This is a genomic window from Brevundimonas sp. (assembly GCF_013912065.1).
In the GTDB taxonomy this organism is placed as follows: Bacteria; Pseudomonadota; Alphaproteobacteria; order Caulobacterales; family Caulobacteraceae; genus Brevundimonas.
Genome location: NZ_JACESA010000006.1, coordinates 88,207 through 113,519, shown reverse-complemented (window position 1 = coordinate 113,519; position 25,313 = coordinate 88,207). Strand labels below are relative to the sequence as shown.

Genomic DNA, 25,313 nt, shown 5'->3' with positions numbered 1-25,313 from the left:
TCAGGGCGCGGGAATTCGCCCCCCTTGTCTCAACTCAGTCCCGCTCGACGCACAGGGCCACGCCCATGCCGCCGCCGATGCACAGGGTGGCGAGGCCCTTCTTGGCGCCTGACCGCTTCATCTCGAACAGCAGGGTGGTCAGGATGCGGGCGCCCGAGGCGCCGATGGGGTGGCCGATGGCGATGGCGCCGCCGTTGACGTTGACCTTGGCCGGGTCGAGACCCAGTTCCTTGACTACGCACAGGCTCTGGGCGGCGAAGGCTTCGTTGGATTCGACCAGATCGAGGTCGGCGACGGTCCAGCCGGCCTTTTCCAGCGCCTTCTTCGAGGCCGGGATCGGCCCCGTGCCCATGATCGACGGATCGACCCCGGCCGTGGCGGTGGAGACGATGCGGGCCAGGGGCTCAAGCCCGCGCGCCTTGGCCTCGTCCGCGCTCATCAGCACCAGGGCGGCGGCGCCGTCGTTCAGGCCCGAGGCGTTGGCGGCGGTGACGCTGCCGTCCTTGGCGAAGGCGGGGCGCAGTTTTTGCATCAGCTCCAGGGTGGCGCCGTGGCGGATGTATTCGTCCTTGTCGACGACGAGGTCGCCCTTCTTGCCGGGGATGACGACCGGAACGATCTCGGCGTTGAAGCGGCCGGCCGTCTGGGCCGCCTCGGCCTTGTGCTGGCTGGCCAGGGCGAACTCGTCCTGGGCCTCGCGGCTGATGTCCCACCGGCCGGCGATGTTCTCGGCGGTCTGACCCATGTGATAGCCGTTGAAGGCGTCCCACAGACCGTCCTTGATCATGGTGTCGACCAGGGCGACGTCGCCCATCTTGTGGCCGTTGCGCAGCTGCTGGGCGTGGGGCGCCTGGCTCATGCTCTCCTGGCCGCCGGCGACGACGATCCGGGCGTCGCCCAGAGCGATCTGCTGGGCGGCTATGGCGACGGCGCGCAGGCCCGAGCCGCAGATCTGGTTCAGGCTCCAGGCGGCGGCTTCCTTGCGGACGCCCGCCCCGACGGCGGCCTGGCGCGCGGGGCCTTGGCCGGCGGCCGCCTGCAGCACATGGCCCAGGATCACCTCGTCCACCTCGTCGCCCGAGACCCCGGCCCGTTCCAGCGCCGCCTTGATGGCGATCTCGCCCAGTTTCGACGCCGGCAGCGACGAAAGCGCGCCCAGGAAGGACCCGACCGGGGTGCGAGCGGCGGAGACGATGACGACTTCGGTCATGGGATTTCACTCTCTGCGGAATATTTCGTTGCCGTTTTGCCGCATCCCGACAGCTTCGTCACCTGTGACGATAAAGATCGGCCGGGATTCAGTCATTCGTCACCGTGACGGCCCATTCTCTAGGAACGATACGGACGATTCCGGATTTGATTGGCCATGCTGCGCACGCTGAAACGTCTCGTCACCCACGTCTGCACGCCGGACGAGCTGGACATGGTCGAGCATTACCAGACGCGTGCGGAAAAGCTGGCGGATCTGTGGGTCCATGTCGTCGGTCTGATGCTGGCGGCGGTCGGCGGGGTGATCCTGGCCGGTCTGGCGGGCGTCTACACCGGCATCGGGGGCGTGCTGGCCACGGCCATCTACGCCCTTTGCCTGGTCGGCATGCTGACGGCCTCGACCATATATAATCAGACCAAGCCCTGCGCCGCGCGCCCGGTGCTGCGCCGCCTGGATGAGGCGGCCATCTTCCTGATGATCGCCGGCAGCTACACGCCCTTCACGACCCAGAGGTTCGAGGGCGCCTGGTCTGTGGGCTTCACGGCCCTGATCTGGACCCTGGGCTTCGCGGGCGCCGGGGTGAAGCTTTTCGCGCCGCGGATTTCCGACCGGTTCTGGAGCGGCGTCTATGTGCTGTTCGGCTGGCTGGCCGTCGCCGCCCTGAAGCCGATGGTCGAGACGGTCCATCCCATCGCCCTGGCCCTGCTGGTCCTCGGCGGTCTGATCTACACCGCCGGCGTCTTCGTCTTCATCAGCCCCAAGGTGAAGTTCCGCCGGGCGATCTGGCATGGCTTCGTCGTCACCGGCGCCACCGTCCACTGGACGGCGGTTCTGGTCGGCGTGGTCCTCGCCCCGGCGATGAGCCACTGACGCCAAGACTCGACCCCTCTGGCGCTTCGCGTCGCAACGGAGGATAGTGACGCGTTGCAACATCGCGAGAACAAGCGTGGCTGACGAAAAGATCAAGGGCGGAAAGAACGGCGACGACCACCAGATCGTCATCAAGAAGTATGCGAACCGCAGGCTCTATAATACGCGGACCAGCGCCTATGTGACGCTGGAGGACCTCGCCGCCATGGTGCGCGAGGGATCCGAGTTCGTCGTCTATGACGCCAAGACTAACGACGATCTGACCCGCCAGATCCTGACCCAGATCATCTTTGAGGAAGAAAGCCGCGGCGAGGCCCTGCTGCCCGTGCAGTTCCTGCGCCAGCTGATCGGCTTCTACGGCGGCTCGATGCAGGGGGTCCTGCCCTCCTATCTGGAGATGTCACTGGCCAATTTCGGCCGCCAGCAGGAACAGTTCGCCAGCCAGATGAGCCGCGCCTTCGGCACGGGCTCGGGCGCGACCCTGATGGAGGAGGCGGCCAAGGCGAACATGGCCATGTTCGAGCGCGCCCTGCAGATCTTCCCCGCCTTCGGCTATTCTCGCGTCGAGCCGGTGCAGACCGAGGCGACCGATCCGAAGGATGAACCTGTTGCTCCCGGCGCATCCGACGCCCTGGACGAGATGCGGCGTCAGATGGATGAGATGCGCGCCCAGATCGATCGTCTGGCGGGCGGGTCGAAGGCGAAATGACCGAACGAATCCAGGCGGTCGTCGGCGTCGACCCGGTGGATCGTCGCGAAGGCGAACGCCGCGAGCGAGAGCGTCGCGCCGACAAGGCGGCTTCGCGGGGCCTGGTCCCGGTCGATCCTGTCGACGCCGAGTTCAAGCCGGTCACCGGCCCGGCAAGACCTGCCGTCCATGCGACGGTCGAACCCGGGGCGGCGGCCTTCGTCGCCCAGCAGATGGGCCAGCGGGGCCAGAAGCGCGGACTGAAGGGCGGCCCGCCGGTGCTGGACGCGGCCCGCGCAGCCTATCTGGGAACCGAATATTCCGGCGAGGCCGAACGTCGTCCGGCCGTTGGCAAGGCCAGGAAGACCGATATCTGATCCTCGGGGACGGCGAACCCGAAAGCGGCACGAGGCTTGCTGGGACCGAGGCCTGACGCCTCTTTTCGGACCAGCCCATGCCCGCCGCCTTCTCTCTCGCCGCCAAGGTGTTCGACGTCGCCGTCGTGACCCTGATCTTCACGGCGTTTTCCTAGGCCCTATCGCCCTTCGGCCTGCCTTCTCTGGCCTCCGGCCTGCATGGGAGCTGACCCTTGTCGTCGCGCCTAGCCTCCGGCGCCGAGGTCGAGATCCCGGCGGGCGGCGATGATGGTGACGATGAAGCCGGCCAGCACGTCCAGCAGGATCATGACCACGATCAGGAAGAAGGTCGAGGTCGCGAAGCCGCGCACCAGCAGGAATTCGACCAGGACCACGATGAACAGGATCATCGACAGGGCGTGATTGACGATGGCCACCTTCTGGCTCGAGGTCGACTTGATCAGCTCGAAGAACAGAAGGATCAGGCCCAGGAACAGGATCAGGTCGCCCCAGCCTATGCTCCACTGGGCGCCGGAAGCCATCGGCAGGGAAAACAACGGGTCCCGCAGCACAGCGTCTGCCTGGGTCATGCCCGCATTGCCCGAGGCGCCGAACAGCACCACGATATTATACAGTACGACGGGGATCAGCAGCAGCGGAATGGCGGTCAGCATGGCGGTCCTCTCCGGCGCAACGGCGGCGCTTGTTAACCCTGATTAACGCCATTTTGCCCAATTCGCCACGACAGAGCCGTGACGGTGCGTTCACGGCCGCGGAAAACCGCCGGCGCGGCTGAGGGCGGACGGCGCCGGGCGGCCCAGGGCCTCGCCGATCCAGCGCGCGGCGGCGATCAGGGCTTCCAGGTCGTAGCCGGTTTGGAACCCGCCGCGCTCCAGCATATAGACCAGGTCCTCGGTGGCGATATTGCCGGTGGCGCCGGGCGCGAACGGGCAGCCGCCGATGCCGCCCACCGAGGCGTCCAGCACGTCGATCCCGGCTTCCACCCCGGCATGGGCGTTGGCCAGACCCGTATTGCGGGTGTCGTGGAAATGCAGCCGCAGGGTCGCGTCCGGCGCGGCCTTGCGCGCGGCCTCGACCTTCCGGGTCACGGCCCAGGGATCGCCGGCGCCTATGGTGTCGGCCAGGCCGATCTCGCCCACCCCCAGTTCGGCGATCGCGCCGACCATGTCCGCCACCTGACCGACCGAGACCTCGCCGTCGAACGGGCAGCCCCAGACGCAGGATATCATGGCCGACAGCGACGGCGTCCCCTCGGAGGCTTCGACGTTGTGGCGGCGGGCCATGATCTCGCCCAGCATGACCAGCTGATCCCTGACCGACAGACCCTGGTTTTTCAGGCCGAAGCCGTCGGTCGCCGCCACCGAGACATTGACCTCGTCCACCCCGGTCGTCAGCGCCCGGTCATAGCCTTTGCCGTTCAGGACCAGGCCGATGCGGCTGCGGCCCGGCTCGGGCGGCAGGGCGGCCATCACCTCTTCGGCCCCGGCCATCTGTGGCACATATTTGGGATGGACGAAGGAGACGGCCTCGATCCGCCGCGCTCCGGCCGCCTCCAGCCGCCGCGTCAGATCGGCGCGGACGGCGGGGGCCAGAACCGTCTTCTCGTTCTGAAGGCCGTCGCGGGGGCCGACTTCGACGATCTGGATGAAGCGGCTCATTGCGTCGCCGCCCCGTTGCGGGGCGGCGGGGCGTAGACGGTCAGGCTCATCTCGTCTCCGCCGGAATAATTGTAGCCCCGGACCACCCCGACCGCGCGTCCGGAGACGCCCAGCCGCCCGGAGGCGATGCGGAAGGCGTCGGCGTCGCGCGCCTCGACGATGGCGGGTCGTCCCTCGGCCAGGGCGCGCGCGGCGCCCTCGGCGTCGGTCAGTTCGGTGTCGCGCCCCGTCAGGAAGACGAAGCTGGGCTCGTGGAAGCTGGTTATGGCCACCGGACCGGGCGTACGGCCTTGACGGGGATGAAGGTCCGCCGCCTCCAGCGTCTTCTCTAGCTGGGGGGCTATGGCCAGGGGCCGCAGCTGGCGGATGGTGCCGGCGAGGGCGCCATGGGCCACGATCCCGAAGGCCAGCGACGCGACCAGGGCGGCGACCGGCGCGCGGTTGATCAGCAGGAAGGCGCCGATGGCCGACGCCGCCAGGGTCGACACCACAGTCAGGGCCGCCCAGGTCTGGGCCGTCGACGTGCCGTAGACCGTCAGACCATAGACGGTGATCCCGATGATCAGCAGGCCGGCGAACAGCGCCAGGGCCGCCCCGGTGAGGCGCGAGACCTTGCCGATCGGCCGCGCCAGGGCGGCGGCGGCCAGCAGGGCCAGGGCCCCGAAGGTCGGCAGCGTATAGTGCCACAGCTTGGTCGGGGTCAGTTCGAACATCAGCCAGGCCGGAACCAGCCAGCAGACCAGGAAACGGATGGCCGGTTCGGCTCGGCGGCTCCAGCCGGTCGAGACGGCGGCGGGCAGCAGCAGGGTCGAGGGGAAGAACAGTAGGGGCGCCAGCAGCAGATACATGCCGGGGAAGCCGGAATGGCTCTCGTGGGAGCCGGCGATCTTGGGCGCCAGGTCGCCGCCGATGGCTTCGCGCCAGAAACCGCCGTCGGTGGCGATGGTGATGGCGATGGCCCAGGGTCCGACCATCAGGGCCACCAGAGGCAGGCCCCAGCCCCAGCCGAGCCGGTACAGCCATTTCACGTCCCGGTCCCAGATCGACAGGGCGAGGATCGCCAGGGCGATGACCAGAAGCCCGATCGGCCCCTTGATCAGGATCGACAGGCCCAGGCCCAGCCAGAACAGCAGCTTGTGCGGCCGGATCGGGCGTTCCCCGGCCTTGGTCGCCATATAGATTCGCGCCAGGGCCGCCATGGCCAGGGTCGTGGCCCCGCACAGCATGGCGTCGGTCTTGGCTATGCCCGCCTCGGTCGACAGCAGGAAGGCGGTCCCCATGATCGCCCCCCCAAAGAAGCCGACGCGGCTGCCCAGCAGCGCCGAGCCCGCCCAGGCCACGGCCCAGGCGGCCAGCATGGCGCCCAGCAGGGACGGGATGCGATAGGGGGCGATCTCGCGGTCCTCGACGTCCGAAGTCACGGAGACGGCCGCCGCCTGAAGCCAGTAGATGCCGATCGGCTTCTTCCAGCGCGGTTCGTCCTGGAAACGGATGTCGATATAGTCGCCGCTTTCCAGCATCTGGGCCGTGGCCTGGGCGAACCGGCTCTCGTCCCGGTCCAGCGGCGGCAACAGCAGCAGACCCGGCAGGCCCGCGACCAGCGTCAGCAGGGCGGCGAACACCGGCCCCCTCCAGCCGGCGATGCGGCGATCCAGATCGAACGTCTTCATATGAGACTCCTTACACGGCGACCGGCCCGTCGTCAGCCGTCTCCCCTAAGCCGTCGATCTCGTCTATGGAGCGGCCATGACCGCCGAAAATCCTGAAATCTCCGTCGTCGTTCCCGTCCATGACGAGGCCGGCGCCGCCGTGCCCCTGGCCCGGGAGATCGCACAGGCCTTCGCCGGTCGCTCCTACGAGATGATCTTCGTCGACGACGCTTCCAGGGACGCAACCCTGGCCGAGCTGCGGGCCGCCATGGCCGAGCTTCCAGCCCTGCGCGTCCTGTCGCACGGAACCAATGCGGGCCAGAGCCGCGCGGTCCGCACCGGCGTGCTGGCGGCCCGGGGGAACGTGGTGGTCACCATGGACGGCGACGGCCAGAACCCGCCCGCCGACGCCCCCCGTCTGGTCGACGCCCTGCTGGTCGCCCCCGCCGACGTCGGCCTTGTCGGCGGCCGGCGCGCCAAACGCCAGGACAGCCAGGCCAAGCGTCAGGCCTCGCTCTGGGCCAATCGCATCCGCCGCCGCCTGCTGGGCGACGACGCCGATGACACCGGCTGCGGCCTGAAAGCCTTCCGCCGCGACGTCTTCCTGCGGCTTCCCTATTTCGATCACATCCACCGCTATCTGCCGGCCCTGATCATTCGCGAGGGATTCCGCAACCAGTATCTGGACGTCGATCACCGCCACCGCGAAACAGGCCGGTCGAAATACACCAACTGGGGCCGGCTCAAGGTCGCTTTCGCCGACCTCCTGGGCGTCATGTGGCTTAAGACCCGCTCCGCGGGGAGGTGGCGCGGCGCTTCTTCAGCGCCGTGACGGAGGGGTTCTTCACGCATCGCTGAAGTCCTGTGGGGCGTCCAGAACCCCTCCACCGCTTCGCGCGGTCCCCCTCCCCACTGCGTGGGGAGGAGACAGAATCGCCGCCGCTCGAACAAAAAGGGCGGGACCTCGCGGTCCCGCCCTCTGCAGTCTCAGCCTGAGCTGGAAAGGACTTAGAAGTCCATTCCGCCCATGCCGCCCATGCCGCCCATGTCGGGGGCTCCGCCGCCCGAAGCCTTCTTCGGGGCGTCGGCGACGGCGGCTTCCGTCGTGATCAGGATGCCGGCCACCGAAGCGGCGTCTTGCAGAGCCGTGCGGACGACCTTGGCGGGGTCGATGACGCCCATTTTGACCAGGTCGCCGTATTCTTCGGTCTGGGCGTTGAAGCCGAACGAGGCGTCTTCGTTTTCCAGAACCTTGCCGACCACGATCGAGCCTTCGACGCCGGAGTTTTCGGCGATCTGACGGATCGGAGCCTGCAGGGCGCGACGGATGATCGCGATGCCGGCGTTCTGGTCGGCGTTGTCGCCCTTGACGTCGGCCAGGATCTTGGAGGCCTTCAGCAGGGCGATGCCGCCGCCGGGAACGATGCCTTCGTCAGCCGCGGCGCGCGTGGCGTTCAGGGCGTCGTCGACGCGGTCCTTCTTTTCCTTCACTTCGACTTCGGTCGAGCCGCCGACGCGGAGAACCGCGACGCCGCCGGCCAGCTTGGCCAGACGTTCCTGCAGCTTTTCCTTGTCGTAGTCGGAGGTGGTGTCTTCGATCTGGCGCTTGATCTGGGCCACGCGGGCTTCGATCTCTTCCTTGCCGCCGACGCCTTCGACGATGGTGGTGTCGTCCTTGGTGATCGAGACCTTCTTGGCCTTGCCCAGCATGTCGAGCGTGACGCTCTCAAGCTTGATGCCCAGGTCTTCCGAGATGACCTGGCCGCCCGTCAGGATGGCGATGTCTTCCAGCATGGCCTTGCGGCGGTCGCCGAAGCCCGGAGCCTTGACGGCGGCGACGCGCAGGCCGCCGCGCAGCTTGTTGACGACCAGGGTGGCCAGGGCTTCGCCTTCGATGTCCTCGGCGATGATCAGCAGCGGACGGCCCGACTGCACCACGGCTTCCAGGATCGGCAGCATGGCCTGCAGCGAGGTCAGCTTCTTCTCGAACAGCAGGATGAGCGGCTCTTCGAGAACGACCTCCATCTTGTCGGCGTTGGTGATGAAGTAGGGCGACAGGTAGCCGCGATCGAACTGCATGCCTTCGACGACGTCGACGGTGGTGTCGGCGGTCTTGGCTTCTTCGACGGTGATGACGCCTTCGTTGCCGACCTTGGCCATGGCCTGGGCGATCAGTTCACCGATTTCCGAGTCGCCGTTGGCCGAGATGGTGCCGACCTGGGCGATTTCCGAGTTGTTCGAGACCGGCTTGGACTTGTCCTTGATCTCTTGCAGGACCAGCGTGACGGCCTTGTCGATGCCGCGCTTCAGATCCATCGGGTTCATGCCGGCGGCGACGGCCTTCAGGCCCTCTTGCACGATGGCCTGAGCCAGGACGGTCGCGGTGGTGGTGCCGTCGCCCGCCTTGTCGTTCGTCTTCGAAGCGACTTCGCGGATCATCTGGGCGCCCATGTTCTCGAAGGCGTCTTCCAGCTCGATTTCCTTGGCCACCGAGACGCCGTCCTTGGTCGAGCGCGGGGCGCCGAAGGACTTCTGGATCACGACGTTGCGGCCCTTGGGACCGAGCGTCACCTTGACGGCGTTGGCGAGAACGTTGACGCCGCGCAGCATCTTGTCGCGCGCGTCGGTGTTGAAGTGTACGATTTTAGCGGCCATGCGGGCAGCTCCTATCTAGATGGATTGATTGAAGAAACGCGAGCGTCGGGTGCTTACGAAAGCACGCCCAGGACGTCGGATTCCTTCATGATGATGAGGTCGTCGCCGTCGATCTTCACTTCCGTGCCCGACCACTTGCCGAACAGGATGCGGTCGCCGGCCTTCAGTTCCAGAGCATTGACCTTGCCGGTCTCATCGCGGGCGCCGGGGCCGACGGAGACGACTTCGCCTTCCTGCGGCTTTTCCTTGGCGGTGTCGGGGATGATGATCCCGCCCTTGGTCTTGGATTCTTCTTCAACGCGCTTGACCAGCACGCGGTCGCCGAGCGGACGAAACGCCATCGGTTGTCTCCCTTGATCCCCCGGATGGGGCGATTTGAACAATGGGTCAGCCTCTCTTGGACCGCTGTTTTGGCAGCCAGTCAGTGAGAGTGCTAACGCAAGCGGGGAGTTAGTCAGAGGCCCGCCGTGCGTCAAGCGCCGGGCCGCGAAACTTCCGCGACAAATGAACCCGAAATGAACGCGCGCCTCCGGGTCGGTTCAAACGCGGCGACCTACAACTGAGCCAACGCTCGACGCATTCCCTGTGGGACCACCGCTCGAGCCAGAGACATAAGGAGATCCACCATGTCGAAGATGCTGAAGATCACCGCCGTCGTCGCCGCTCCGGTCGTCGCCATGACCCTGATGGCGGCCCCCGCCTCGGCCCAGTCGTATCGCGACCGCGACCGTGACGACGACAGCGCCAAGAACGCCCTGATCGGCGCCGCCATCGGCGGCCTGGCCGGCGCCCTCTACGGCAATGGCGACGGCAGTTACATCGCCGGCGGCGCCCTGGCAGGCGCGGCCCTGGGCGCCGTGGCGACCAACCGCGGCTCCGGCTGCGAATACTACCGCGGCGGCCGCTGCTACCGGAACCAGGGCCACTGGGAGCGTGACCACGGCATCAACAGCCGCGACCCGCGCTGGGAACAGCGCCGCGACTATCGCGACTATCGCCGGGACCAGCGTTACGACCGCCGCGATGACCGTCGCGACTACCGCTACGACCGCCGCTGGTAGTCGACGAAGCCTCAACGCCGGAAAGGGGGCGTCCCAGCGCGGACGCCCCTTTTTCGTCAGGCCGCGTCGCGTCGTGGTCCCCAGTGCGGGAAGGGATCGTCGAACTTCGCCCAACCCTTGGGCCCTCGCTCCATCTCGAACCGGGTCAGCAGGGCGGCGTCGAACATCGAGGTCAGCAGGTCGCGGTTCATGTCCTTGCCTATCAGCACGATCTCCTGGCGGCGGTCGCCGTAGGGCTGACGCCAGACCGCCTCGATGGACTTCAGCCATTCCGGATTGTCGTCGGGCCAGCGGTCGCGCGGCGCCGAGGCCCACCACAGACCGCCCCATTCGTGCTCGGTCACCGCCCCCGCCTGGCTCCAGGAGCCGACATAGTCCATCCGGCCGGCCAGCCAGAAGAAGCCCTTTGAACGCCAGACCCCGGGCCATTCGCGGTTCAGCAGATCGTAAAGCCGGCGGGGATGGAAGGGCCGCCGCGCCTTGTAGACGAAGGTGGAGACCCCGTATTCCTCGGTCTCGGGCGTGACTTCGCCGCGCAGGGCCTGGGACCAGCCCGCCGCCTGTTCGGCCCGCTCCATGTCGAACAGGCCCGTGCCGATCACCTGATCCAGGGGCACGGCGCCCCGCACCGCCTCGACGATCCGGGCGCGGGGGTTGAACTGGGTCATCATCGCCTTCAGCACGCCCAGGGCGGCCGCATCCAGCAGATCGGTCTTGTTCAGCACGATCACGTCGGCGAACTCGATCTGGTCGATCAGCAGATTGGCGACCGTGCGTTCGTCGTCCTCGCCCAGATGTTCGCCGCGCGCCTTCAACCGGTCGGTCGACGGATAGTCGCGGTGGAAGTTGAAGGCGTCCACCACCCTGACCATGGTGTCGATCCGCGCCAGATCGGCCAGGCTGAAACCGTCCTCGTCGCGGAAGTCGAAGGTGGCGGCCACCGGCATGGGCTCCGAAATCCCGGTGGATTCGATCAGCAGATGGTCGAACCGCCCCTCGCGCGCCAGCTTGCCGACCTCGATCAGCAGATCCTCGCGCAGGGTGCAGCAGATGCAGCCGTTCGACATCTCCACCAGCCGTTCCTCGGTCCGCGACAGGTCGGCCCCGCCGCCGTCCCGCACCAGGGCCGCGTCGATGTTCACCTCGCTCATGTCGTTGACGATGACGGCGACCCTCAGTCCGTCGCGATTGGACAGCACATGGTTCAGCAGGGTGGTCTTGCCGGCCCCCAGGAAGCCGGACAGGACGGTGACGGGCAGTTTGCGGAATACGGACATGGGGCTCTCGACGCTGGGTCTCGCCGAGCTTGACCATAGCCAGGCGACTGTGAGAGTTACGTTATAGTATAACGTTCACGGTCAGCAAGGTTCTCCATGGCGGTTGGCGCTGTCGTCCAGGGGCTCGGGCCCACGGTCTTCACCACATTGTTCGAGCCCCAGGTGCGGATGGCGATCTGGTCCAGGCCGAGCCCCTTTCCGGCCGACGCCCCGCCTCGGGACGACGCGCCAGCCCACTTCACCGCCGAGTGCGACGGGCGATGGATCGCCCCGTCCGGCCCGGCGCCGGACTGGCTGCTGCGGGATATTCAGGGACTGGGCGAGATCGTCGCGGCGATCAGCGGGTGCGAGGCCTGGCGCGCGCGCTGCGAGACGGTGACCCACCGCGCCTGCCCGCGCTTTCACCAGGATGCGGTGTCGGTGCGCCTGATCCTCGCCTATGCCGGGCCGGGGCCGGAATGGGCTTTCGCCGGGGAGATCGGCGAGGATCTGGACGGCCGCAGGATCGGCACGCGCCGTCGCGTCCGCACCCTTCAGCCCGGGGATGTGGCGATCATGAAGGGGACGGCGCCGGGCTGGGAGGCCTGGCCCGACTTTCCGGTGGTGCTGCATCGGTCGCCGCCCGCCGGATGGCGAACCCCCCGGCGGGTGCTGACCATAGACGCCGCGCGGCCGGGCTGAGGCTCAGCCCATCAGCCGCGTCATCAGGGCGGCGGTGGACGGGTCCAGATCGGTTGAGGGGCCGCCGGCGTCGACGTCCTTCAGGATCGCCCTGGCCAGGACCTTGCCCAGTTCGACGCCCCACTGGTCGAAGCTGTTGATGTCCCAGATCACGCCCTCGACGAAGGTCTTGTGCTCGTAGAGGGCCAGAAGCGCGCCCAGGGTCTGGGGCGTCAGACGCTCCATGACGATGGCGGTCGAGGGCCGGTTTCCGGTGAAGGTCCGATGGGGCGCCAGCCGGCTCGCCTCCTCTTCCGACAGGCCCTGGGCCAGGCCCTCGGCCTTGGCCGCCTCGGTGGTCTTGCCCAGCATCAGGGCCTGACCCTGGGCCAGGGCGTTCGACCACAGGGGTGACTCGGGTGCGTCAGCATGCGTACCCCCAGTCAAGGTTTGGGCCACGATCACGAACTCGGCCGGGACGATCTGCGGCCCCTGGTGGATCTGCTGGAAGAAGGCGTGCTGGCCGTTGGTGCCCGGTTCGCCGAACACCACGGGGCAGGTCTGGCGCGTCACAGGCGTGCCGTCGCGATGCACCCGCTTGCCGTTCGATTCCATCTCCAGCTGCTGCAGGAAGGAGGGTAGGCGGCGCAGGGCGTGGGCATAGGGCGCCACGGTGCGCGCCGGGCGGTCCAGGCCATCGACGTTGAACACTTGGGCCAGGGCCAGCAGGACCGGCGCGTTCTTTTCCAGCGGGGCGGCGACGAAATGGTCGTCCATGGCGGCTGCCCCGGCCAGCATGGCCTCGAACACGTCCCAGCCCAGGGCGATGCCGCACGACAGACTGACCGCCGACCACAGCGAATACCGGCCGCCGACCCAGTCGCGGAAGGCGAAGGTGCGGCCGCAACCGAACTGGCCCGCCTTTTCCGGCGCCGCCGTCACTCCGATGAAGTGTTTGGTCATCCCCTCGGCCGGCAGGGCGGCGGCCAGCCAGGCCTTGGCCGCCTCGGCGTTGGCCAGGGTTTCCTGGGTCGTGAAGGTTTTGGACACGACCACCACCAGGGTGGTCTCGGGGTCCAGGCCGGTCAGGGCCTCGGCCATGTCGCGCGGGTCGATATTGGCGACGAACCTCAGGTCGATGGCCGGGTCCAGCGGGCGCAGGGCGTCCCAGACCACGCGCGGTCCCAGATCCGACCCGCCGATGCCGACATGGACGATGGCCTCGAACCGGCGACCGGTTGCGCCCGACTCGGCGCCCGATCGGACCGCCTCGGCATAGGTCCTCATGTCCGCGCGCACGGCCTCGACCTCGGCCGAGACCGGCTCGCCCAGGGCCTTGAAGTCGGCGCCCGGCGCCGCGCGCAGGGCCGGGTGCAGCACGGCCCGGCCCTCGGTCAGATTGACCGCCTCGCCGGCGAACAGGGCGGCGCGGCGTCCCTCGACGTCGCAGGCGCGGGCCAGGTCCAGACAGGCCTCGAAGGCCTCGCGGGTCCAGCTCTGTTTCGACAGGTCCAGATAAAGACCCGCCGCCTCGACCGACATCCGCGCCAGCCGGTCGGGGTCGGCGGCGAACTGGTCCAGAATGCGCGTCTCGCCGGCTTGGGCGGCGGTTTGGTCGAAGGTCGTCCAGGCGTCGTCGCGGCTCGGGCGGGTCATTGGCGTCCTCTGGGGAGAGAGATGGTAAACACTCGTTTACGGCTGGGGCGTATGCCGGTCCAACGTCCTAGCCGACGCTGAAACAGGAAGTCACCCCCAGAGGTACCCCATGTCCTGCGGCCTTGCTCTCACGATCGCCCTGTCGATGTCCAATCCCGCCGTCGCCCTGGCGGCCGAAACGCCCCCCGCGGCGGTCGGCGCCCCCGTGTCGGTCGCCGGCGAGCCCCTGTTTTCGGACATCGTGGCCCGGTCCGGCGCGCTGAAGACCATGGTCGACGGTTGGGCGGCGTCAAAGGCGGCCGAGGACGCGGCCTTCTTCACCGGCCAGGCCTTCGCCGGCTTCAAGGCCCAGGCGGCCGAACTGGCGGCGCTGGACATGCAGGGCCACCTGATTCTGAAACAGCGCGGCACCGACGGCGACCTGAAATGCATCCTGCGCGGCATTTCCGAGGACATCCCGAAAAAGATCGAGGCCGTCCAGGCCGCGACCACCCCGGCCGAACGCGCCACGGCCCTGTCAGAACTGTCCTATCTGCTGAACGACAATGTCGAGGTCATCACCGCCCCGCCGGCGCCCGAGGTCTAGGCGCCGGGGGCGAACCTCACCCCGCCTTCAACGCCTCGACCACCACGCCCTCGGTCAACAGTTGCGGCAGGATGCGGGGTTCGCCGCCGTTCGCCGGATACAGCAGATACAGGGGCACGCCCGAGCGGCCGCGCCGTTCCAGCTCGCGGGTGATGGCGTCGTCGCGCCGGGTCCAGTCTGCGACCAGATAGACGGCGTTCGCCGTCTTCAACGCTTCGGCGACGCGGGGCGAGGACAGGGCCGCGCGCTCGTTGATCTTGCAGGTGACGCACCAGTCGGCGGTGAAATTGACCAGGACGGGCCGACCCTGGTCCTGGGTGGCGCGGACGGCCTCGCCTGACCAGGGGGCCGAGGCGAGGGGACCGGTCTGGGCGGACGCGCTCGCCTCCACGACGGGGGCGCGGCCCGCGACGACCGCCAGGGCCAGGGCGGCGGCCAGAACGATCAGTGCGGCGATGCTGGACAGGCGGGCGGGCCTGCCCAGGCCGCGCTGGGCTTGGGTCAGGCCGAACAGCCACAGGCCGAAGGCGGTCGTCAGCGCGGCCGCCATCAGCAAGGCCAGGCCGTCGGTGCCGGTCTGGCGCGAGAACACCCAGACCAGCCACAGCGCCGCCCCATACATGGGAAAGGCCAGCAAGCCCTTCAGCCGTTCCATCCACGGTCCAGGCCGGGGAAACCGCCTCAGAAGGCCGGGCGACAGGCTGACGGCGACATAGGGCAGGGCCAGACCCAGGCCCAGCATCAGGAAAATCGCCAGGGCCGCAGGCCATGGCGCCAGCAGGGCCGCGCCCAGGGCGGCGGCCATGAAGGGGGCGGTGCAGGGGGCGGCGACGACCACGGCCAGAACCCCGGTGAAGAAGGCGCCCATGCCGCCGGGCAGTCGCGACAGGGGGCCGACGCCTGCGCCCTGCAACCCCGCCCCGACATGGAAGACGCCCGACAGATTCAGTCCGACCCCCAGCATCAGCAGGGCCAGGCCCGCGATCACCGCCGGGGACTGCAGCTGGAAGCCCCAGCCTATGGCCTCGCCGCCCGCGCGCAGGATCAGCAGGACGACGGCCAGGACCAGGAAGCTGGACAGCACCCCGGCCAGGAACAGCAGGCCGTCGCGGCGCGCCTCCCTGGCCTGATGGGCCGATGCGGCCAGGGCGGCGGCCTTCATCGCCAATATGGGGAAGACGCAGGGCATCAGGTTCAGGATCAGGCCGCCGACGAAGGCGAACAGCACGGATTGCAGGATCAGGCCCAGGCTGGTTCCGGCGGCGACGGGCTCGACCTCGCCGGACAGGGGCTTGCCGCCTGTGGTTCCGGTCAGAGGCGGACCGGGCTGGGCCGTGATCTCCCAGGCGCCGACGTCGGTGGCCAGGACGCCGGAAATCGGGCCGGTCAGGCCCCCGGTTTTCAGATCGGCGCCGGGGGTCAGTTTCAGGCTCAGCCCGCTCGGCCCGGCCACGCCCGACTGGGCGGCCGCATGGTCGATGACGCCGCCATCGAACGGATAGAAATAGGCCTGGCTCGGGTCGGCGCCGGCCAGGGGGCCGCCCGCCGCCGACAGGGTCAGGACGCCGTCCTTCAGCACGGCGCGCGCCTCGATTCCGGCGGGGCGCGGCGCGGCCTCCAGCACGGTCTGAAGCGCGCGACCGTGATCGGGGTCCAGCGGCGGGGTTCCCTCGCGGATCGGCAGGTCCAGCCGCAGGCTCATCTGCACCGGCACGCACATCTGGTCGCTGCACACCAGGAACAGGGCGTCGGCGATCAGGGGCAGGGTGGTTCCGGGCCGGGCCGAGGCCGGGATCTCGATCGGCACGGGCAGATAGACCTCGCCCGAATAGCCGTAGTTGACCAGGCTCATCAGCCGCTGGCGCGTCGGCAGGGGCCAGACGACCTCCCCGGCCTCGACCCCCGGCGGCAGGCGCCAGTCCAGGGTCGTCGGGCCGCCGGAATCGCCCGGATTACGCCAATAGGTGTGCCAGCCGGGCGCGATCTTCTGATGCACCGCCGCCACCACCGTCGAGCCGGGGGCGGCCCAGCGCGTCAGGGGGACCAGCTCCGCCTCGATATTCTCGCTCTTCTGCGGCCCGGCCGGAACCATGGCGGCGGTCTGGGCCGGACGGCTGACCGGCTGGGCCGTGACCGGGGGCGCGATCCACAGGCCGAGGGCGAACAAAAGGGCGAACAGGAAGGCGATCGGGCGCATGGCCCCGCTTCTAGGCGCTGCGGCGGCCCCTGTCAGCGCTCGCCGTCAATCCGTTCGTCACCGGCGGGGTCGGGCGTCGACCACCACCTCGGTGCGACGACGCAGGGGTTCGGCCGCCCCGCCCGCCGTGGTCGCACCCGCGTCGCCGGCCGCCGCCACCTCGAACACCGGCGCCGGCAGGCCCGCATCGCCCAGGGCTTGGGCCACGGTCCGGGCGCGGCGCTGCGACAGGGTCAGGTTCGCCTCGCTGGCTCCGGTCGCGTCCGCCAGGCCCAGCACCTGGATCCGCCGCACCTCGCAGGTCCGCAGCACCCCGGCCGCCGCCTCGATCGCCTGGCCCGCCGCATCGGTCAGCCTCGCCTCGTTCTCGCGGAAATAGATGTCGAACCGCACCGGCGCGCACATCGACTCGCCCGTCACCAGCGCCTCGCGCCGCATCGGCGTGGCGCACGCGCCCAACGCCAAAACGCCCGCCAACGCCCAAATCGCCCTATATCCCATGCCCTGCTCCCCTTCGTTCTGAACACGAAAAGGGCGGCCCGCCTGACGAACCGCCCTCCCGAAACTCAAACTGTCCGCGTCCGGGCCGAAACCCGATCCGCCGGCGGCTCAGTACCGACGCTGGCCGTTGTCCCAGTAGCACTCGTCCTGGCGGTTATCGTAGCAGTAGTAATAACGGCCTTGGCTGTCGCGGTAGCGCTGCTGGTTGTTGCGGTCCTGGGACGAACCGCGGATGGCGCCGGCCGCGCCGCCGAGGGCGCCGCCGATCAGGGCGCCCGTCGCGGCGTTGCCGCTGCCGACATTGTTGCCGATGACGGCGCCGGCGACAGCGCCGAGGCCGGCGCCGATGGCGCCTTGACGCACCGTCTGGTTCGAGTTGCCGTACGGGTCGCTCGCGCAGGCCGAAGCCAGAAGCCCGGCGCCGGCGATCGCGATGATGGCCTTGTTCATGGTGAAATCCTCTGTCCTGGGTTCGCCCCGTGCGTGATAACGCTGGCTTACGGCTCCGGTTCCCCTGTCTATCGCTGTTCTGTTGGAAGGGTTAAGATCGTTAATGCGGGCCGGGCCCGCGCAGAATGTGTGGGGGGAGAATATGCGTTTTTCACAGATGACGCGGGCCGCGATCGGCGCCGAGGGTCCGATCTGGGCGCGCAACAAGAAGCGCAAGCCGTCGGCCGCGCCGCTGATCAATGTGCTGGTGACCCTTCTGGCCCTGATCGGCGCCCTGACCCTGGTCCTGTCGGTCAAGGAAAGGTCGGTCGAGGGCGCGGGCCGGATGATGGACGGCTGGATCACCGCCGGATGGACCGAGGCCCAGAAGCTGGCCGGGCGAGCGCCCCAGGCCGCCGACGTCGCCGCGGACAAGGCGGGGCAGGCGGCCGGCAAGACGGGCGACGCGCTGGAAGCCGGCGCCGCCGCCGCGCGCGACGAACTCAAACAATAGCCACGCTTAGGGAACGGGCGGGCCGCCGACACGTTCGGCGGCCATGGCCGACACCTTGAGTTCAGAATCCGAAGCCGTCGCGGGCGAGCCGCGCGACCAGGGTGCACGTATCCTGACGCCGCACACGGCCCTGAAACGGGTGGTGATGCTGGTCAATCCCCTGTCGGGCGGCGTGGGGCCGCGCGCGGTTTCGGAGGCGGAAGCGATACTGGCCGAGTACACGCTCGAGACGCAGCTTATGGTGCTGGAGGGCGGAAACTACGATGCCGCCATCGCCGAGGCCTTCGCCGCCGCGCCGGACGTGGTCTTCGTGCTGGCCGGCGACGGGACCGCGCGGTCGGTGGCGTCGAAAGCCCGACCCGACGGGCCGATGATCGCTCCCCTGCCCGGCGGAACCATGAACATGTTGCCCAAAGCCCTGTACGGCACGGGTGACTGGAAACTCGCCTTGCGCCGCGCCTTGGAGGAGGGCGAGCCCCAGACCGTATCGGGCGGCGAGGTCGCAGGCGAATATTTCTACTGCGCCGCCATCCTGGGATCCCCGGCCCTGTGGGCGCCGGCGCGCGAGGCCATGCGGACCGGCAAGGTGAAACTGGCCTGGACCTATGGTCGGCGGGCCCTGAAACGGGCCTTCACCGGTCGGCTGAGATTCAGTCTCGACGGCGGCCAAAAGCGTCGGGCCGAGGCCCTGGTCCTGATCAGTCCGATGATCTCCAAGGCGATGGAGGAGCCGACCGGCCTGGAGGCGGCGGCGATGGATCCGGCGGACGCAGCCCAGGCCTTCCGGCTGGCCGCCACCGCCCTGTTCAGCGACTGGCGCCACGACCCAGCGGTCTCGACCCGCTCGGCCAAGCGCGTCGATGTGCGGGCGCGCTCAAGGATTCCGGCGGTCATCGACGGCGAGCCGCTTCTGCTGAAGTCGGAAGCTGGCGTACGCTTCGTTCCCAAGGCCTTCCGTGCGCTCGCGCCCCGGCCCCCCGCGGCCGAGGACAGCGTGTAATGGGACGTATTCTCCAGTTCTCCGACGTTCATTTCGGGTGCGAGCACAAGGACGCCGTCGCGGCGGCGCTGGACTACGCCCACGCCACGCCCAACGACCTGGTCCTGATCACGGGGGATATCACCCAGAAGGGCTATCCGGCCGAGTTCAGGGCAGCGGGCGAATGGATGCGGGCCATGCCCGAACCCCGGTTCGTCATCGTCGGCAATCACGACGTTCCCTATTGGGACGCTTTCGCGCGGGTGTTTCAACCGTGGAAGGCGTTCGAGACCGCGACCGGATTTCCGGCGCATGATGGCCAGTTCTGCAACGATACGGTGATGGTGCGCGGCGTCGTGACCGCGCGCGGATGGCAGGCGCGGCCGAACTGGTCCAAGGGCGTCATCGATCTGGACCAGACGCGCCGCGCGGCCGAGGCTCTGCGCCAGGCGCCGATCGGGGCCTTGCGGATTCTGGCTTGTCACCATCCGCTGGTCGAGATGATCGGCACGCCCATGACCGGCGAGGTCAAACGCGGCGAGGCGGCGGCGCTGATCTTCGCCGAGGCCGGGGTTGATCTGATCATGACGGGCCATGTCCATGTCCCCTTCGCCCTACCGATCGATCTGGCGGATCGCTGCTCCTATGCCGTGGGCTGCGGAACCCTGTCGCACCGGGAGCGGGGATCGCCTCCCGGCTTCAACCAGGTGGACTGGGACGCGCGAACCATAACCGTGACCGCCCTGGCCTGGGACGGACGGTCCTACAGTTCGCATCAGGTCTGGCGGTTGCCGCGACGCCAGGACACGCGCATGGCCGCCACAGCCCCCCGGCCGAACGAACCCGGCGCCTTAGAGAAGGCTGCGCTCTGAACGGCTTTTCGGCCATGGAAAAAGGGCCGGAACTGATGTTCCGGCCCTTCGTCTCGTGTTCGTGCGGTCCGCCCTAAAGTCGGGGCGCGCCGCGTCCGCGAAGTCCGCCCGCCACGAGGGCGATGACGAACAGGATAATGGCGACCACGGCGATGAATTTGGCGATCTCGAACGAGAAGTTCGCGATGCCGCCGAAGCCGAGAACGGCTGCGACCAAGGCCACGATCAGGAAGATAATTGCCCAGCGAATCATGGGTTTAGCTCTCCTGCGTTGATGTTTCGACGGCGGCCTTGCAGCCGTTCGTCCCGTCGGTGGATCAACGTTCCCGGATCGGGTGCGTTCCGTGGCGCGACGTGAAATCGGTCAGCGGCGACGGCGTCTGCGATAGCCGCTCGCATCCATCTTTCTATCGGCCACCATGCTGGCGACGATGGCCGCCAAGGCCGGGTTGCGAAGCAACAGGAAGGCCGCGCCCAGACCGCCGACCGCGCCAATGACCGGACGTTCACGGATGATATGCACCAGCTTGCCGATCAGGCCCTCGGGCTCGTCTTCCTCGTCCTCGTCGTCGCCGCCGTCGCCTTTCAGGAAGACGAGTGCGACAATCAGCGCCACCACTGCGAACAGGCCGAAGGTGATGGCGGCAGCGCCCAGCGGGGTCGTGATCAGGCTGAGCGCATAGAAGAGCGTCAGGCCGAGGAAGACCACGGCCAGAAAGACGCTCGCGGCGACCACGCAGGTCGCCACGATACGTTTGACTATGCCCTTGAACATCAGCGACGGCGACCGGCGAGCAGCAGACCCAGGACGACGCCGACGCCGAGCGCGACGGCGGTCGACTGCAGCGGACGCTCCTGCACGCGCTCGACGATATAGCGTTGGGCCTCATCCAGCCGTTCGGCGGCGTCGTCATAATATTCGCGGCCGTGAACCCGGGCGGTGTCGTAATAGCCGCGCGCCTGTTCGCGCACCTCCTCGCTCTTGGCGCGGAGCTTGGCCTCGGCCTCGCCGGCCTTTTCACGCAGGCGCTGGGTTTCTTCGCGGGCGCCGGTCTTCAGATCCTCCTTGAGGGTCTTCAGATCGGCCTTGATGTCTTCTCGAGCCTTGGTGGTGGCCATGATGCGCGCTCCGGGTTTTAAGCTTGGCTATAGAATAGGGGACCCCGTCTGCGAACGCCACACCGGGATCGAGGTTCCCGATTTTGCCGGTGAAGCTCGGGTCTCGTCACGCGCCGGTCGCCGCACTAGATTGAACGCATGACCTCGATGTTGTTCGCGCCCCGCCCCGTTCCGACCCTGCCGATCACGGGCAGCGACCAGCGTTTCCCGGTTCGTCGCATCCTCTGCGTCGGCCAGAACTACGCCGCCCATACGCGCGAGATGGGCGGGGATCCGGACAAGCAGACTCCCTTCTTCTTCTCCAAGCCCGGCGACGCCCTGGTTTCGGACGGGGCGAATCCCGCCTATCCGTCGGCGACGTCGAACCTGCATTACGAGGCCGAACTGGTGGCGGCCATCGGCGAGGGCGGCCAGATCATCGGCTGGGCCGCCGGCTGCGACCTGACCCGCCGCGATCTTCAGGCCGAAGCCAAGGCCGCCGGCCGGCCCTGGGATGCGGCCAAGGGGTTCGACCAGTCGGCGCCCTGCGGCCCACTGACCCTGGGCGATCTTCCGGCGCCGGCGGGGACCATCGCCCTGACCGTCAATAGTGAGACGAAACAGTCGAGCACGCTGGACGACATGATCCTGAACCCCGACCGGATCATCGAAGAGGCCGGCAAGCTGTGGACCCTCCAGGCGGGCGACCTGATCTTCACCGGCACCCCGTCGGGCGTCGGCCCCCTGGTTCGCGGCGACAAGGTGGTCGTGACCATCGACGGCCTGGAGCCCCTGTCCTTCGAGATGGTCTGATGATCCTGCACGGATACTGGCGTTCGGGCGCCAGCTATCGCGTCCGCATCGCCCTGGGCCTGAAGGGGGTAGCGTACGAGACTGCCGCGCTCGACCTGCGCCAGAACGTGCAGAAGAGCGCCGCCTATCTGGCCCTGAACCCCCAGGGCATGGTCCCGGCTCTGGAGGACGGCGACCTTGTCGTCACCCAGAGCCCGGCCATACTGGAATGGCTGGAGGAGACCCGGCCGGAGCCCGCCCTTCTGCCCCGCGATCCGACCGACCGGGCGCATGCGCGGGCCATGGCGGCCCTGATCGGCTGCGACATCCATCCGCTGAACAATCTTCGTGTGCTGAAATCGCTGCGTGCGGACTTCCAGGCGGATCAGCAGACGGTCGACGCCTGGGCCGCGCGCTGGATCGCGCCGGGATTCGATGCGCTGGAAACCCTGGTGGCGCGTCACGGCGACGGCTGGAGCTTCGGCGATGGACCGGGTCTGGTCGACTGCTATCTGGTCCCGCAACTCTATTCGGCGCGGCGGTTCAACATGGACTTGGACGCCTGGCCGCGCCTGCTCGCCGTCGAGACCCGGGCTCAGGATCATCCGGCGTTTCAGGCGGCCCATCCGGATCGCCAGCCCGACGCCGACGCCTGAGCCGGCATATCGACGGTGGACAAGTAAGACTCGCGTAACGTCTCGCTCAATCTCCCTTAAGTATTGCGCGTCATTCTCGACCGGTGACGCATCCCCCGGCCACCCCTTCGGCGCCCTCGCCCATCGATCGCCTGGCCCTGGCCGTGGCGACCGAGCCCGAGCGAGCCGTCAATCCCTTCATGTCCGCCCCGTCCGGCGCGCGCGAGGAGGCGATGCGCTTCCTGCTGCAAACCGGGGCCGAGGCCGGCGTCCGGATGATCGCGACCCAACCCTCCGGCGACGGCGAACGGCTTCTGGGCCAAGCCTGGCCCTTTCCTTCGCCCTTCCGGGTGACGGTTCGGACCGTGGCCCTGAGCGAAGGGCTGGATCGGGTCGAGGCGCGGGCGCGCAGGTCGCTGGAACGGCTGGGCCTGCCGCGCGGCGAGGCTCTGCTGGTCGACAACGCCGCCGATCTGGCCGGCGCCGAGGGCCGCGCCCTGTGGGACCGGCTCCAGGCGTTGAAGGCGCGCGGCCTGTTCCGCAGTATCGGCTTCTGCGCCACGATCGAGGACGGTCCGGCGCTTCTGGCGCGGCGGCTGGAAGCCGACGTGGTTCAGATACCCTGTAATCTTCTGGACCAACGCGCCGCCGCCGAGGGCGTGCTGGACGAGATCAAGTCCGTCGGGGCCGAGGTCCATCTGAGCTCGGTCTTCGCCGGGGGACTGTTGTTCGCCGGCGGCGACGACCTGCCGCCGCATCTGGCCGATCATGCCCAGGCCCTGTCGCGAACGCGCCGTCGCCTGGCCGAGCGGCGCTGCGACCCGATGCAGGCGGCCCTGGCCTACGTCTTTTCGCTCGAAGCGGTCGACCGCGTGGTGGCCAGCGTCGCCTCGGCCGCCGAGATGCGCGCCATTCTGGCGGCCGCCCATGCGCCCTGTCCCGACCTGAACTGGTCGGAACTAGCGCTGGAGGCGCCGGCGGCCTTCACCGCCGACGCCCGCATTCGGATCAGTAGCGCAGCCTGACCCCGACATAGGCCGAACGGCCCGGCTCGCCGTAGCCCAGCACCTGCTGGTAGTCCTCGTCGGCCAGATTCTCGATCCGCGCCGTCAGGGCGACTGCCGACGTCAGCTGATAGGCCGCGTTCAGATTGGCCGTGACGAAGCTCTCCCGCACGCCGCCGGAATCGTCCTGGTCTCCCTCGGCGCGGACGGTCAGGGCGCCCGACAGACGCTCGCCGCTCCAGGCCAGGGTCGCCGAACCGGCGTGTTCGGGCACGCGCAGCAGGCGGGCGCCGGTCGAACGATCCTCCGCGTCGGTCCAGGCATAGGCCAGGGTCAGGTCGAACCCGGCCCCGAGCAGGGCGCGGCCTTCCAGCTCGAACCCGTCGGTGCGGGTCCGGGCGATGTTGATGTAATAGCTGTCGAAGCTGGCCGGATCGGTGAAATAGGTGATCTGGTCCTCGATATTCAGCCGGTACAGGGTCGCGCGGCCATCGAGCCGGCCGTTCGCCGATGCCCAGCCCAGGGCGACCTCGACGCTGTCGGCCGTTTCCGGCTTTAGGGTGGGGACAGGGACGGACGAGAAGCAGAAGTCGCAAACCGCCTGGCTGATCGACGGCGCCTTGAAGCCCGTGCCATAGGCGCCGGACAGGATGAAGCCGCCGGGCAGATCATGGGCGGCCGAGATCCGGCCAGTGGTCTTGGAGCCGAAGTCGTCGGTATCGTCGAAACGCAAACCGCCAGTGATGCTGAAGGCCGGGGTCAGGACATAGCGGGCGGTGGAGAAGACCGAGGTCGTGCCCAGATCCTCCTTGGCGCCGGTAGAGACGCTGCCTTCGGTCTCCTCGCGCTCGGCGCCGAAGGCGTAGGTCAGGGCGGCGGCGGCGCCGTCGGCCTGCCAGCGATAGACCTGACGGTCGGCCTCATAGGTCGACGGATAGTCGCTGAAGCTGTCGCGCCGGATGTCCGAGGCCGAGACGCTGAACTGATGGTTCAGACCCAGGGCCGCCAGGCCGAGGCGGCCGAAACCGGACCATTGTTCCGACTCCTGGCTGTCGTCGGTGTCGGCCAGGGCGTAGGTCGGCGCCGGATAACCGTCCAGATCGGCCTCGCTTCTGGACCAGCGGGCCGAGCCGTCCAGCTTGATGGTCGGAGAGACGGCGTAGCGGCCCTTCAGGCCCACGGTGGTGTTGGTGAAACCGTCGGTCTCGCTGTTGCCGTCGGCCTCGTCGGCGGCCGAAATCCCGTCGGTGTCGAAATGCGAGACATAGCCGCCGAAGGCCCAGGTCTCGTTGGCGACCCCGGCGGCCAGCCGCCCGCGCACGGTGTCGAAACTGCCAGCCTCGGCCTCGGCGCGCAGTCCGTCGATCTCTTTGGTAGTGAAGGAAATCACCCCGCCTATGGCGTCCGAGCCCCACAGCGACGATTGGGGACCGGACAAGACTTCGATCCGCGCGATGTCGCCCAGTTCGAAGCCCGAGAAGTCATAGGCGCCATTGACCTCGGACGGGTCGTTGACCGGCGCGCCGTCGACCAGGACCAGGGTCTTGCCCGGCGTGGCGCCGCGCATCCGCACCTGGGCCACACCCCCGAAGGCGCCGGAACGGGTCACCGACAGGCCGGGAATGTCGGACAGGATGTCGGCGGCGAAGACGGCGCCGCGTTTTTCGATGGTCACGCCGTCGATCACCCGGGCGCCGGGCGTGTCGGCGACGATGGCCGGGATGCGGGTGGCGGTGACGACCACCTCGTCCAGCTCGTCGGAGCCATGGGCGAAGGCGGGCGCGGCGAATAAGGCGGACAGGGCCGCCGTGGAGAGAAGTATGGAGCGCTTCATGAGCGAAAACCCCCGTGCAGGCTCCGCGAGTGCGCGCGAGGAGCCGTTATGAGCGAGCCGATCCGCCGGGCCTGAGAGGTCCGGACGGCGCAAGATCGGGTCGCTGCGACG

28 protein-coding genes are annotated in these 25,313 nt (G+C 68.5%); 13 read left to right on the top strand and 15 right to left on the bottom strand.

The genetic code is table 11. The features are described from left to right. Positions 1–34 precede the first annotated feature (34 nt). Positions 35–1,210 (bottom strand): acetyl-CoA C-acetyltransferase, encoded by a 1,176-nt coding sequence (locus tag H2037_RS07035; RefSeq protein ID WP_292119562.1) that lies wholly within the window; start codon positions 1,208–1,210, stop codon positions 35–37. Between the two features lie 156 nt (positions 1,211–1,366). Between H2037_RS07035 and H2037_RS07030 the strand changes: the two genes are divergently transcribed. The 3 genes from H2037_RS07030 (at position 1,367) to H2037_RS07020 (ending at position 3,145) form a co-directional block, all read left to right on the top strand. Beyond that, positions 1,367–2,080: a hemolysin III family protein gene (locus H2037_RS07030; RefSeq protein WP_292119559.1), complete on the top strand. Its 714-nt coding sequence runs from the start codon at positions 1,367–1,369 to the stop codon at positions 2,078–2,080. Positions 2,081–2,156: 76 nt separating this feature from the next. Then, the gene (gene phaR, locus H2037_RS07025; protein ID WP_292119557.1) at positions 2,157–2,789 is read left to right on the top strand and encodes a polyhydroxyalkanoate synthesis repressor PhaR; all 633 of its coding nucleotides are present in this window, start codon (positions 2,157–2,159) and stop codon (positions 2,787–2,789) included. After that, positions 2,786–3,145: a hypothetical protein gene (locus H2037_RS07020; protein WP_292119554.1), complete on the top strand. Its 360-nt coding sequence runs from the start codon at positions 2,786–2,788 to the stop codon at positions 3,143–3,145. Before phaR ends, H2037_RS07020 begins: the two co-directional genes overlap by 4 nt. A gap of 224 nt (positions 3,146–3,369) precedes the next feature. Here the strand turns inward: H2037_RS07020 and H2037_RS07015 are convergent, their stop codons facing one another. The 3 genes from H2037_RS07015 to H2037_RS07005 form a co-directional block, all read right to left on the bottom strand. Further along, positions 3,370–3,798, bottom strand: coding sequence for a hypothetical protein (locus tag H2037_RS07015; protein ID WP_292119551.1), 429 nt, complete (start codon positions 3,796–3,798; stop codon positions 3,370–3,372). Positions 3,799–3,888: 90 nt separating this feature from the next. Then, on the bottom strand, positions 3,889–4,803 hold the full coding sequence (locus tag H2037_RS07010) for a hydroxymethylglutaryl-CoA lyase (RefSeq protein ID WP_292119549.1): 915 nt from the start codon (positions 4,801–4,803) through the stop codon (positions 3,889–3,891). Continuing rightward, positions 4,800–6,473: a glycosyltransferase family 39 protein gene (locus tag H2037_RS07005; protein ID WP_292119546.1), complete on the bottom strand. Its 1,674-nt coding sequence runs from the start codon at positions 6,471–6,473 to the stop codon at positions 4,800–4,802. Before H2037_RS07005 ends, H2037_RS07010 begins: the two co-directional genes overlap by 4 nt. A 76-nt stretch (positions 6,474–6,549) precedes the next feature. Here H2037_RS07005 and H2037_RS07000 point away from each other — a divergent pair, with 76 nt between their 5' ends. Beyond that, positions 6,550–7,284 (top strand): glycosyltransferase family 2 protein, encoded by a 735-nt coding sequence (locus H2037_RS07000; protein WP_292119545.1) that lies wholly within the window; start codon positions 6,550–6,552, stop codon positions 7,282–7,284. A gap of 176 nt (positions 7,285–7,460) precedes the next feature. Here H2037_RS07000 and groL read toward each other — a convergent pair whose 3' ends face one another. Further along, positions 7,461–9,107 carry a chaperonin GroEL gene (gene groL / locus H2037_RS06995; protein ID WP_292119544.1) on the bottom strand — a complete coding sequence of 549 codons (1,647 nt, stop codon included), beginning with the start codon at positions 9,105–9,107 and terminating at the stop codon, positions 7,461–7,463. Between the two features lie 53 nt (positions 9,108–9,160). After that, complete coding sequence (locus H2037_RS06990; RefSeq protein WP_287927486.1) at positions 9,161–9,448, bottom strand: co-chaperone GroES; 288 nt, start codon at positions 9,446–9,448, stop codon at positions 9,161–9,163. Between the two features lie 285 nt (positions 9,449–9,733). Here H2037_RS06990 and H2037_RS06985 point away from each other — a divergent pair, with 285 nt between their 5' ends. Beyond that, the gene (locus tag H2037_RS06985) at positions 9,734–10,168 is read left to right on the top strand and encodes a hypothetical protein (protein ID WP_292119538.1); all 435 of its coding nucleotides are present in this window, start codon (positions 9,734–9,736) and stop codon (positions 10,166–10,168) included. 56 nt (positions 10,169–10,224) lie between these two features. Here the strand turns inward: H2037_RS06985 and zigA are convergent, their stop codons facing one another. After that, positions 10,225–11,445 (bottom strand): zinc metallochaperone GTPase ZigA, encoded by a 1,221-nt coding sequence (gene zigA, locus H2037_RS06980; RefSeq protein WP_292119535.1) that lies wholly within the window; start codon positions 11,443–11,445, stop codon positions 10,225–10,227. Positions 11,446–11,541: 96 nt separating this feature from the next. Between zigA and H2037_RS06975 the strand changes: the two genes are divergently transcribed. Next, positions 11,542–12,126 (top strand): DUF1826 domain-containing protein, encoded by a 585-nt coding sequence (locus H2037_RS06975; RefSeq protein WP_292119532.1) that lies wholly within the window; start codon positions 11,542–11,544, stop codon positions 12,124–12,126. Between the two features lie 3 nt (positions 12,127–12,129). Here H2037_RS06975 and pgi read toward each other — a convergent pair whose 3' ends face one another. Next, positions 12,130–13,761: a glucose-6-phosphate isomerase gene (gene pgi, locus H2037_RS06970; protein WP_292119529.1), complete on the bottom strand. Its 1,632-nt coding sequence runs from the start codon at positions 13,759–13,761 to the stop codon at positions 12,130–12,132. 109 nt (positions 13,762–13,870) lie between these two features. Here pgi and H2037_RS06965 point away from each other — a divergent pair, with 109 nt between their 5' ends. Further along, positions 13,871–14,347 carry a hypothetical protein gene (locus H2037_RS06965; RefSeq protein ID WP_292119526.1) on the top strand — a complete coding sequence of 159 codons (477 nt, stop codon included), beginning with the start codon at positions 13,871–13,873 and terminating at the stop codon, positions 14,345–14,347. Positions 14,348–14,363: 16 nt separating this feature from the next. Here the strand turns inward: H2037_RS06965 and H2037_RS06960 are convergent, their stop codons facing one another. From H2037_RS06960 to H2037_RS06950, 3 genes are all read right to left on the bottom strand, one after another. Beyond that, positions 14,364–16,544: a thioredoxin family protein gene (locus H2037_RS06960; RefSeq protein ID WP_292119523.1), complete on the bottom strand. Its 2,181-nt coding sequence runs from the start codon at positions 16,542–16,544 to the stop codon at positions 14,364–14,366. A 57-nt stretch (positions 16,545–16,601) separates the two neighbouring features. Beyond that, entirely contained in the window at positions 16,602–17,009 is a 408-nt protein-coding gene (locus H2037_RS06955; RefSeq protein WP_292119520.1) for an OmpA family protein, read from the bottom strand. A 144-nt stretch (positions 17,010–17,153) separates the two neighbouring features. Further along, a complete protein-coding gene (locus H2037_RS06950) occupies positions 17,154–17,495 on the bottom strand; it encodes a glycine zipper domain-containing protein (protein ID WP_292119517.1) in 342 nt (113 codons plus the stop codon). A gap of 142 nt (positions 17,496–17,637) precedes the next feature. Between H2037_RS06950 and H2037_RS06945 the strand changes: the two genes are divergently transcribed. From H2037_RS06945 to H2037_RS06935, 3 genes are read left to right on the top strand one after another with little or no spacing between them, the layout of a single operon-like run. Further along, positions 17,638–17,988, top strand: a complete 351-nt coding sequence (locus H2037_RS06945) for a hypothetical protein (RefSeq protein ID WP_292119515.1) — start codon at positions 17,638–17,640, stop codon at positions 17,986–17,988. Between the two features lie 43 nt (positions 17,989–18,031). After that, positions 18,032–18,988, top strand: coding sequence for a diacylglycerol kinase family protein (locus tag H2037_RS06940; RefSeq protein ID WP_292119513.1), 957 nt, complete (start codon positions 18,032–18,034; stop codon positions 18,986–18,988). Continuing rightward, positions 18,988–19,839, top strand: a complete 852-nt coding sequence (locus H2037_RS06935; protein WP_292119511.1) for a metallophosphoesterase — start codon at positions 18,988–18,990, stop codon at positions 19,837–19,839. The genes H2037_RS06940 and H2037_RS06935 overlap by 1 nt, the downstream gene beginning before the upstream one ends. 73 nt (positions 19,840–19,912) lie before the next feature. Here the strand turns inward: H2037_RS06935 and H2037_RS06930 are convergent, their stop codons facing one another. The 3 genes from H2037_RS06930 to H2037_RS06920 all read right to left on the bottom strand — a co-directional run bounded on the left by H2037_RS06930 (position 19,913) and on the right by H2037_RS06920 (position 20,958). Next, complete coding sequence (locus tag H2037_RS06930) at positions 19,913–20,092, bottom strand: DUF1328 domain-containing protein (protein WP_292119509.1); 180 nt, start codon at positions 20,090–20,092, stop codon at positions 19,913–19,915. Between the two features lie 111 nt (positions 20,093–20,203). Next, the gene (locus H2037_RS06925; protein ID WP_292119507.1) at positions 20,204–20,614 is read right to left on the bottom strand and encodes a hypothetical protein; all 411 of its coding nucleotides are present in this window, start codon (positions 20,612–20,614) and stop codon (positions 20,204–20,206) included. Further along, on the bottom strand, positions 20,614–20,958 hold the full coding sequence (locus tag H2037_RS06920; RefSeq protein ID WP_292119504.1) for a DUF883 domain-containing protein: 345 nt from the start codon (positions 20,956–20,958) through the stop codon (positions 20,614–20,616). The genes H2037_RS06925 and H2037_RS06920 overlap by 1 nt, the downstream gene beginning before the upstream one ends. Before the next feature lie 138 nt (positions 20,959–21,096). Between H2037_RS06920 and H2037_RS06915 the strand changes: the two genes are divergently transcribed. From H2037_RS06915 to H2037_RS06905, 3 genes are all read left to right on the top strand, one after another. Further along, positions 21,097–21,750, top strand: a complete 654-nt coding sequence (locus tag H2037_RS06915; protein WP_292119502.1) for a fumarylacetoacetate hydrolase family protein — start codon at positions 21,097–21,099, stop codon at positions 21,748–21,750. Then, complete coding sequence (maiA, locus tag H2037_RS06910) at positions 21,750–22,385, top strand: maleylacetoacetate isomerase (RefSeq protein WP_292119500.1); 636 nt, start codon at positions 21,750–21,752, stop codon at positions 22,383–22,385. The genes H2037_RS06915 and maiA overlap by 1 nt, the downstream gene beginning before the upstream one ends. 83 nt (positions 22,386–22,468) lie before the next feature. Further along, positions 22,469–23,389 (top strand): aldo/keto reductase, encoded by a 921-nt coding sequence (locus tag H2037_RS06905; protein ID WP_292119498.1) that lies wholly within the window; start codon positions 22,469–22,471, stop codon positions 23,387–23,389. Here H2037_RS06905 and H2037_RS06900 read toward each other — a convergent pair. Beyond that, positions 23,373–25,202 (bottom strand): TonB-dependent receptor, encoded by a 1,830-nt coding sequence (locus H2037_RS06900; RefSeq protein WP_292119495.1) that lies wholly within the window; start codon positions 25,200–25,202, stop codon positions 23,373–23,375. The genes H2037_RS06905 and H2037_RS06900 overlap by 17 nt on opposite strands. Between the last annotated feature and the right edge of the window lie 111 nt (positions 25,203–25,313).

Bases quoted from the DNA above. Each gene is read 5' to 3' on its own strand.
- H2037_RS07035 (WP_292119562.1), bottom strand. From the start codon at position 1,210: ATGACCGAAGTCGTCATCGTCTCCGCCGCTCGCACCCCGGTCGGGTCC.
- maiA (WP_292119500.1), top strand. From the start codon at position 21,750: ATGATCCTGCACGGATACTGGCGTTCGGGCGCCAGCTATCGCGTCCGC.
- H2037_RS07010 (WP_292119549.1), bottom strand. From the start codon at position 4,803: ATGAGCCGCTTCATCCAGATCGTCGAAGTCGGCCCCCGCGACGGCCTT.
- H2037_RS06965 (WP_292119526.1), top strand. From the start codon at position 13,871: ATGTCCTGCGGCCTTGCTCTCACGATCGCCCTGTCGATGTCCAATCCC.
- H2037_RS06915 (WP_292119502.1), top strand. From the start codon at position 21,097: ATGACCTCGATGTTGTTCGCGCCCCGCCCCGTTCCGACCCTGCCGATC.
- H2037_RS07030 (WP_292119559.1), top strand. From the start codon at position 1,367: ATGCTGCGCACGCTGAAACGTCTCGTCACCCACGTCTGCACGCCGGAC.
- H2037_RS06975 (WP_292119532.1), top strand. From the start codon at position 11,542: ATGGCGGTTGGCGCTGTCGTCCAGGGGCTCGGGCCCACGGTCTTCACC.
- zigA (WP_292119535.1), bottom strand. From the start codon at position 11,445: ATGTCCGTATTCCGCAAACTGCCCGTCACCGTCCTGTCCGGCTTCCTG.
- H2037_RS06990 (WP_287927486.1), bottom strand. From the start codon at position 9,448: ATGGCGTTTCGTCCGCTCGGCGACCGCGTGCTGGTCAAGCGCGTTGAA.
- H2037_RS06925 (WP_292119507.1), bottom strand. From the start codon at position 20,614: ATGTTCAAGGGCATAGTCAAACGTATCGTGGCGACCTGCGTGGTCGCC.
- H2037_RS06935 (WP_292119511.1), top strand. From the start codon at position 18,988: ATGGGACGTATTCTCCAGTTCTCCGACGTTCATTTCGGGTGCGAGCAC.
- H2037_RS06900 (WP_292119495.1), bottom strand. From the start codon at position 25,202: ATGAAGCGCTCCATACTTCTCTCCACGGCGGCCCTGTCCGCCTTATTC.
- H2037_RS06945 (WP_292119515.1), top strand. From the start codon at position 17,638: ATGCGTTTTTCACAGATGACGCGGGCCGCGATCGGCGCCGAGGGTCCG.
- H2037_RS07000 (WP_292119545.1), top strand. From the start codon at position 6,550: ATGACCGCCGAAAATCCTGAAATCTCCGTCGTCGTTCCCGTCCATGAC.
- H2037_RS06930 (WP_292119509.1), bottom strand. From the start codon at position 20,092: ATGATTCGCTGGGCAATTATCTTCCTGATCGTGGCCTTGGTCGCAGCC.
- H2037_RS07020 (WP_292119554.1), top strand. From the start codon at position 2,786: ATGACCGAACGAATCCAGGCGGTCGTCGGCGTCGACCCGGTGGATCGT.
- H2037_RS06940 (WP_292119513.1), top strand. From the start codon at position 18,032: ATGGCCGACACCTTGAGTTCAGAATCCGAAGCCGTCGCGGGCGAGCCG.
- H2037_RS06950 (WP_292119517.1), bottom strand. From the start codon at position 17,495: ATGAACAAGGCCATCATCGCGATCGCCGGCGCCGGGCTTCTGGCTTCG.
- groL (WP_292119544.1), bottom strand. From the start codon at position 9,107: ATGGCCGCTAAAATCGTACACTTCAACACCGACGCGCGCGACAAGATG.
- H2037_RS06960 (WP_292119523.1), bottom strand. From the start codon at position 16,544: ATGCGCCCGATCGCCTTCCTGTTCGCCCTTTTGTTCGCCCTCGGCCTG.
- H2037_RS06985 (WP_292119538.1), top strand. From the start codon at position 9,734: ATGTCGAAGATGCTGAAGATCACCGCCGTCGTCGCCGCTCCGGTCGTC.
- H2037_RS07005 (WP_292119546.1), bottom strand. From the start codon at position 6,473: ATGAAGACGTTCGATCTGGATCGCCGCATCGCCGGCTGGAGGGGGCCG.
- pgi (WP_292119529.1), bottom strand. From the start codon at position 13,761: ATGACCCGCCCGAGCCGCGACGACGCCTGGACGACCTTCGACCAAACC.
- H2037_RS06920 (WP_292119504.1), bottom strand. From the start codon at position 20,958: ATGGCCACCACCAAGGCTCGAGAAGACATCAAGGCCGATCTGAAGACC.
- H2037_RS07015 (WP_292119551.1), bottom strand. From the start codon at position 3,798: ATGCTGACCGCCATTCCGCTGCTGCTGATCCCCGTCGTACTGTATAAT.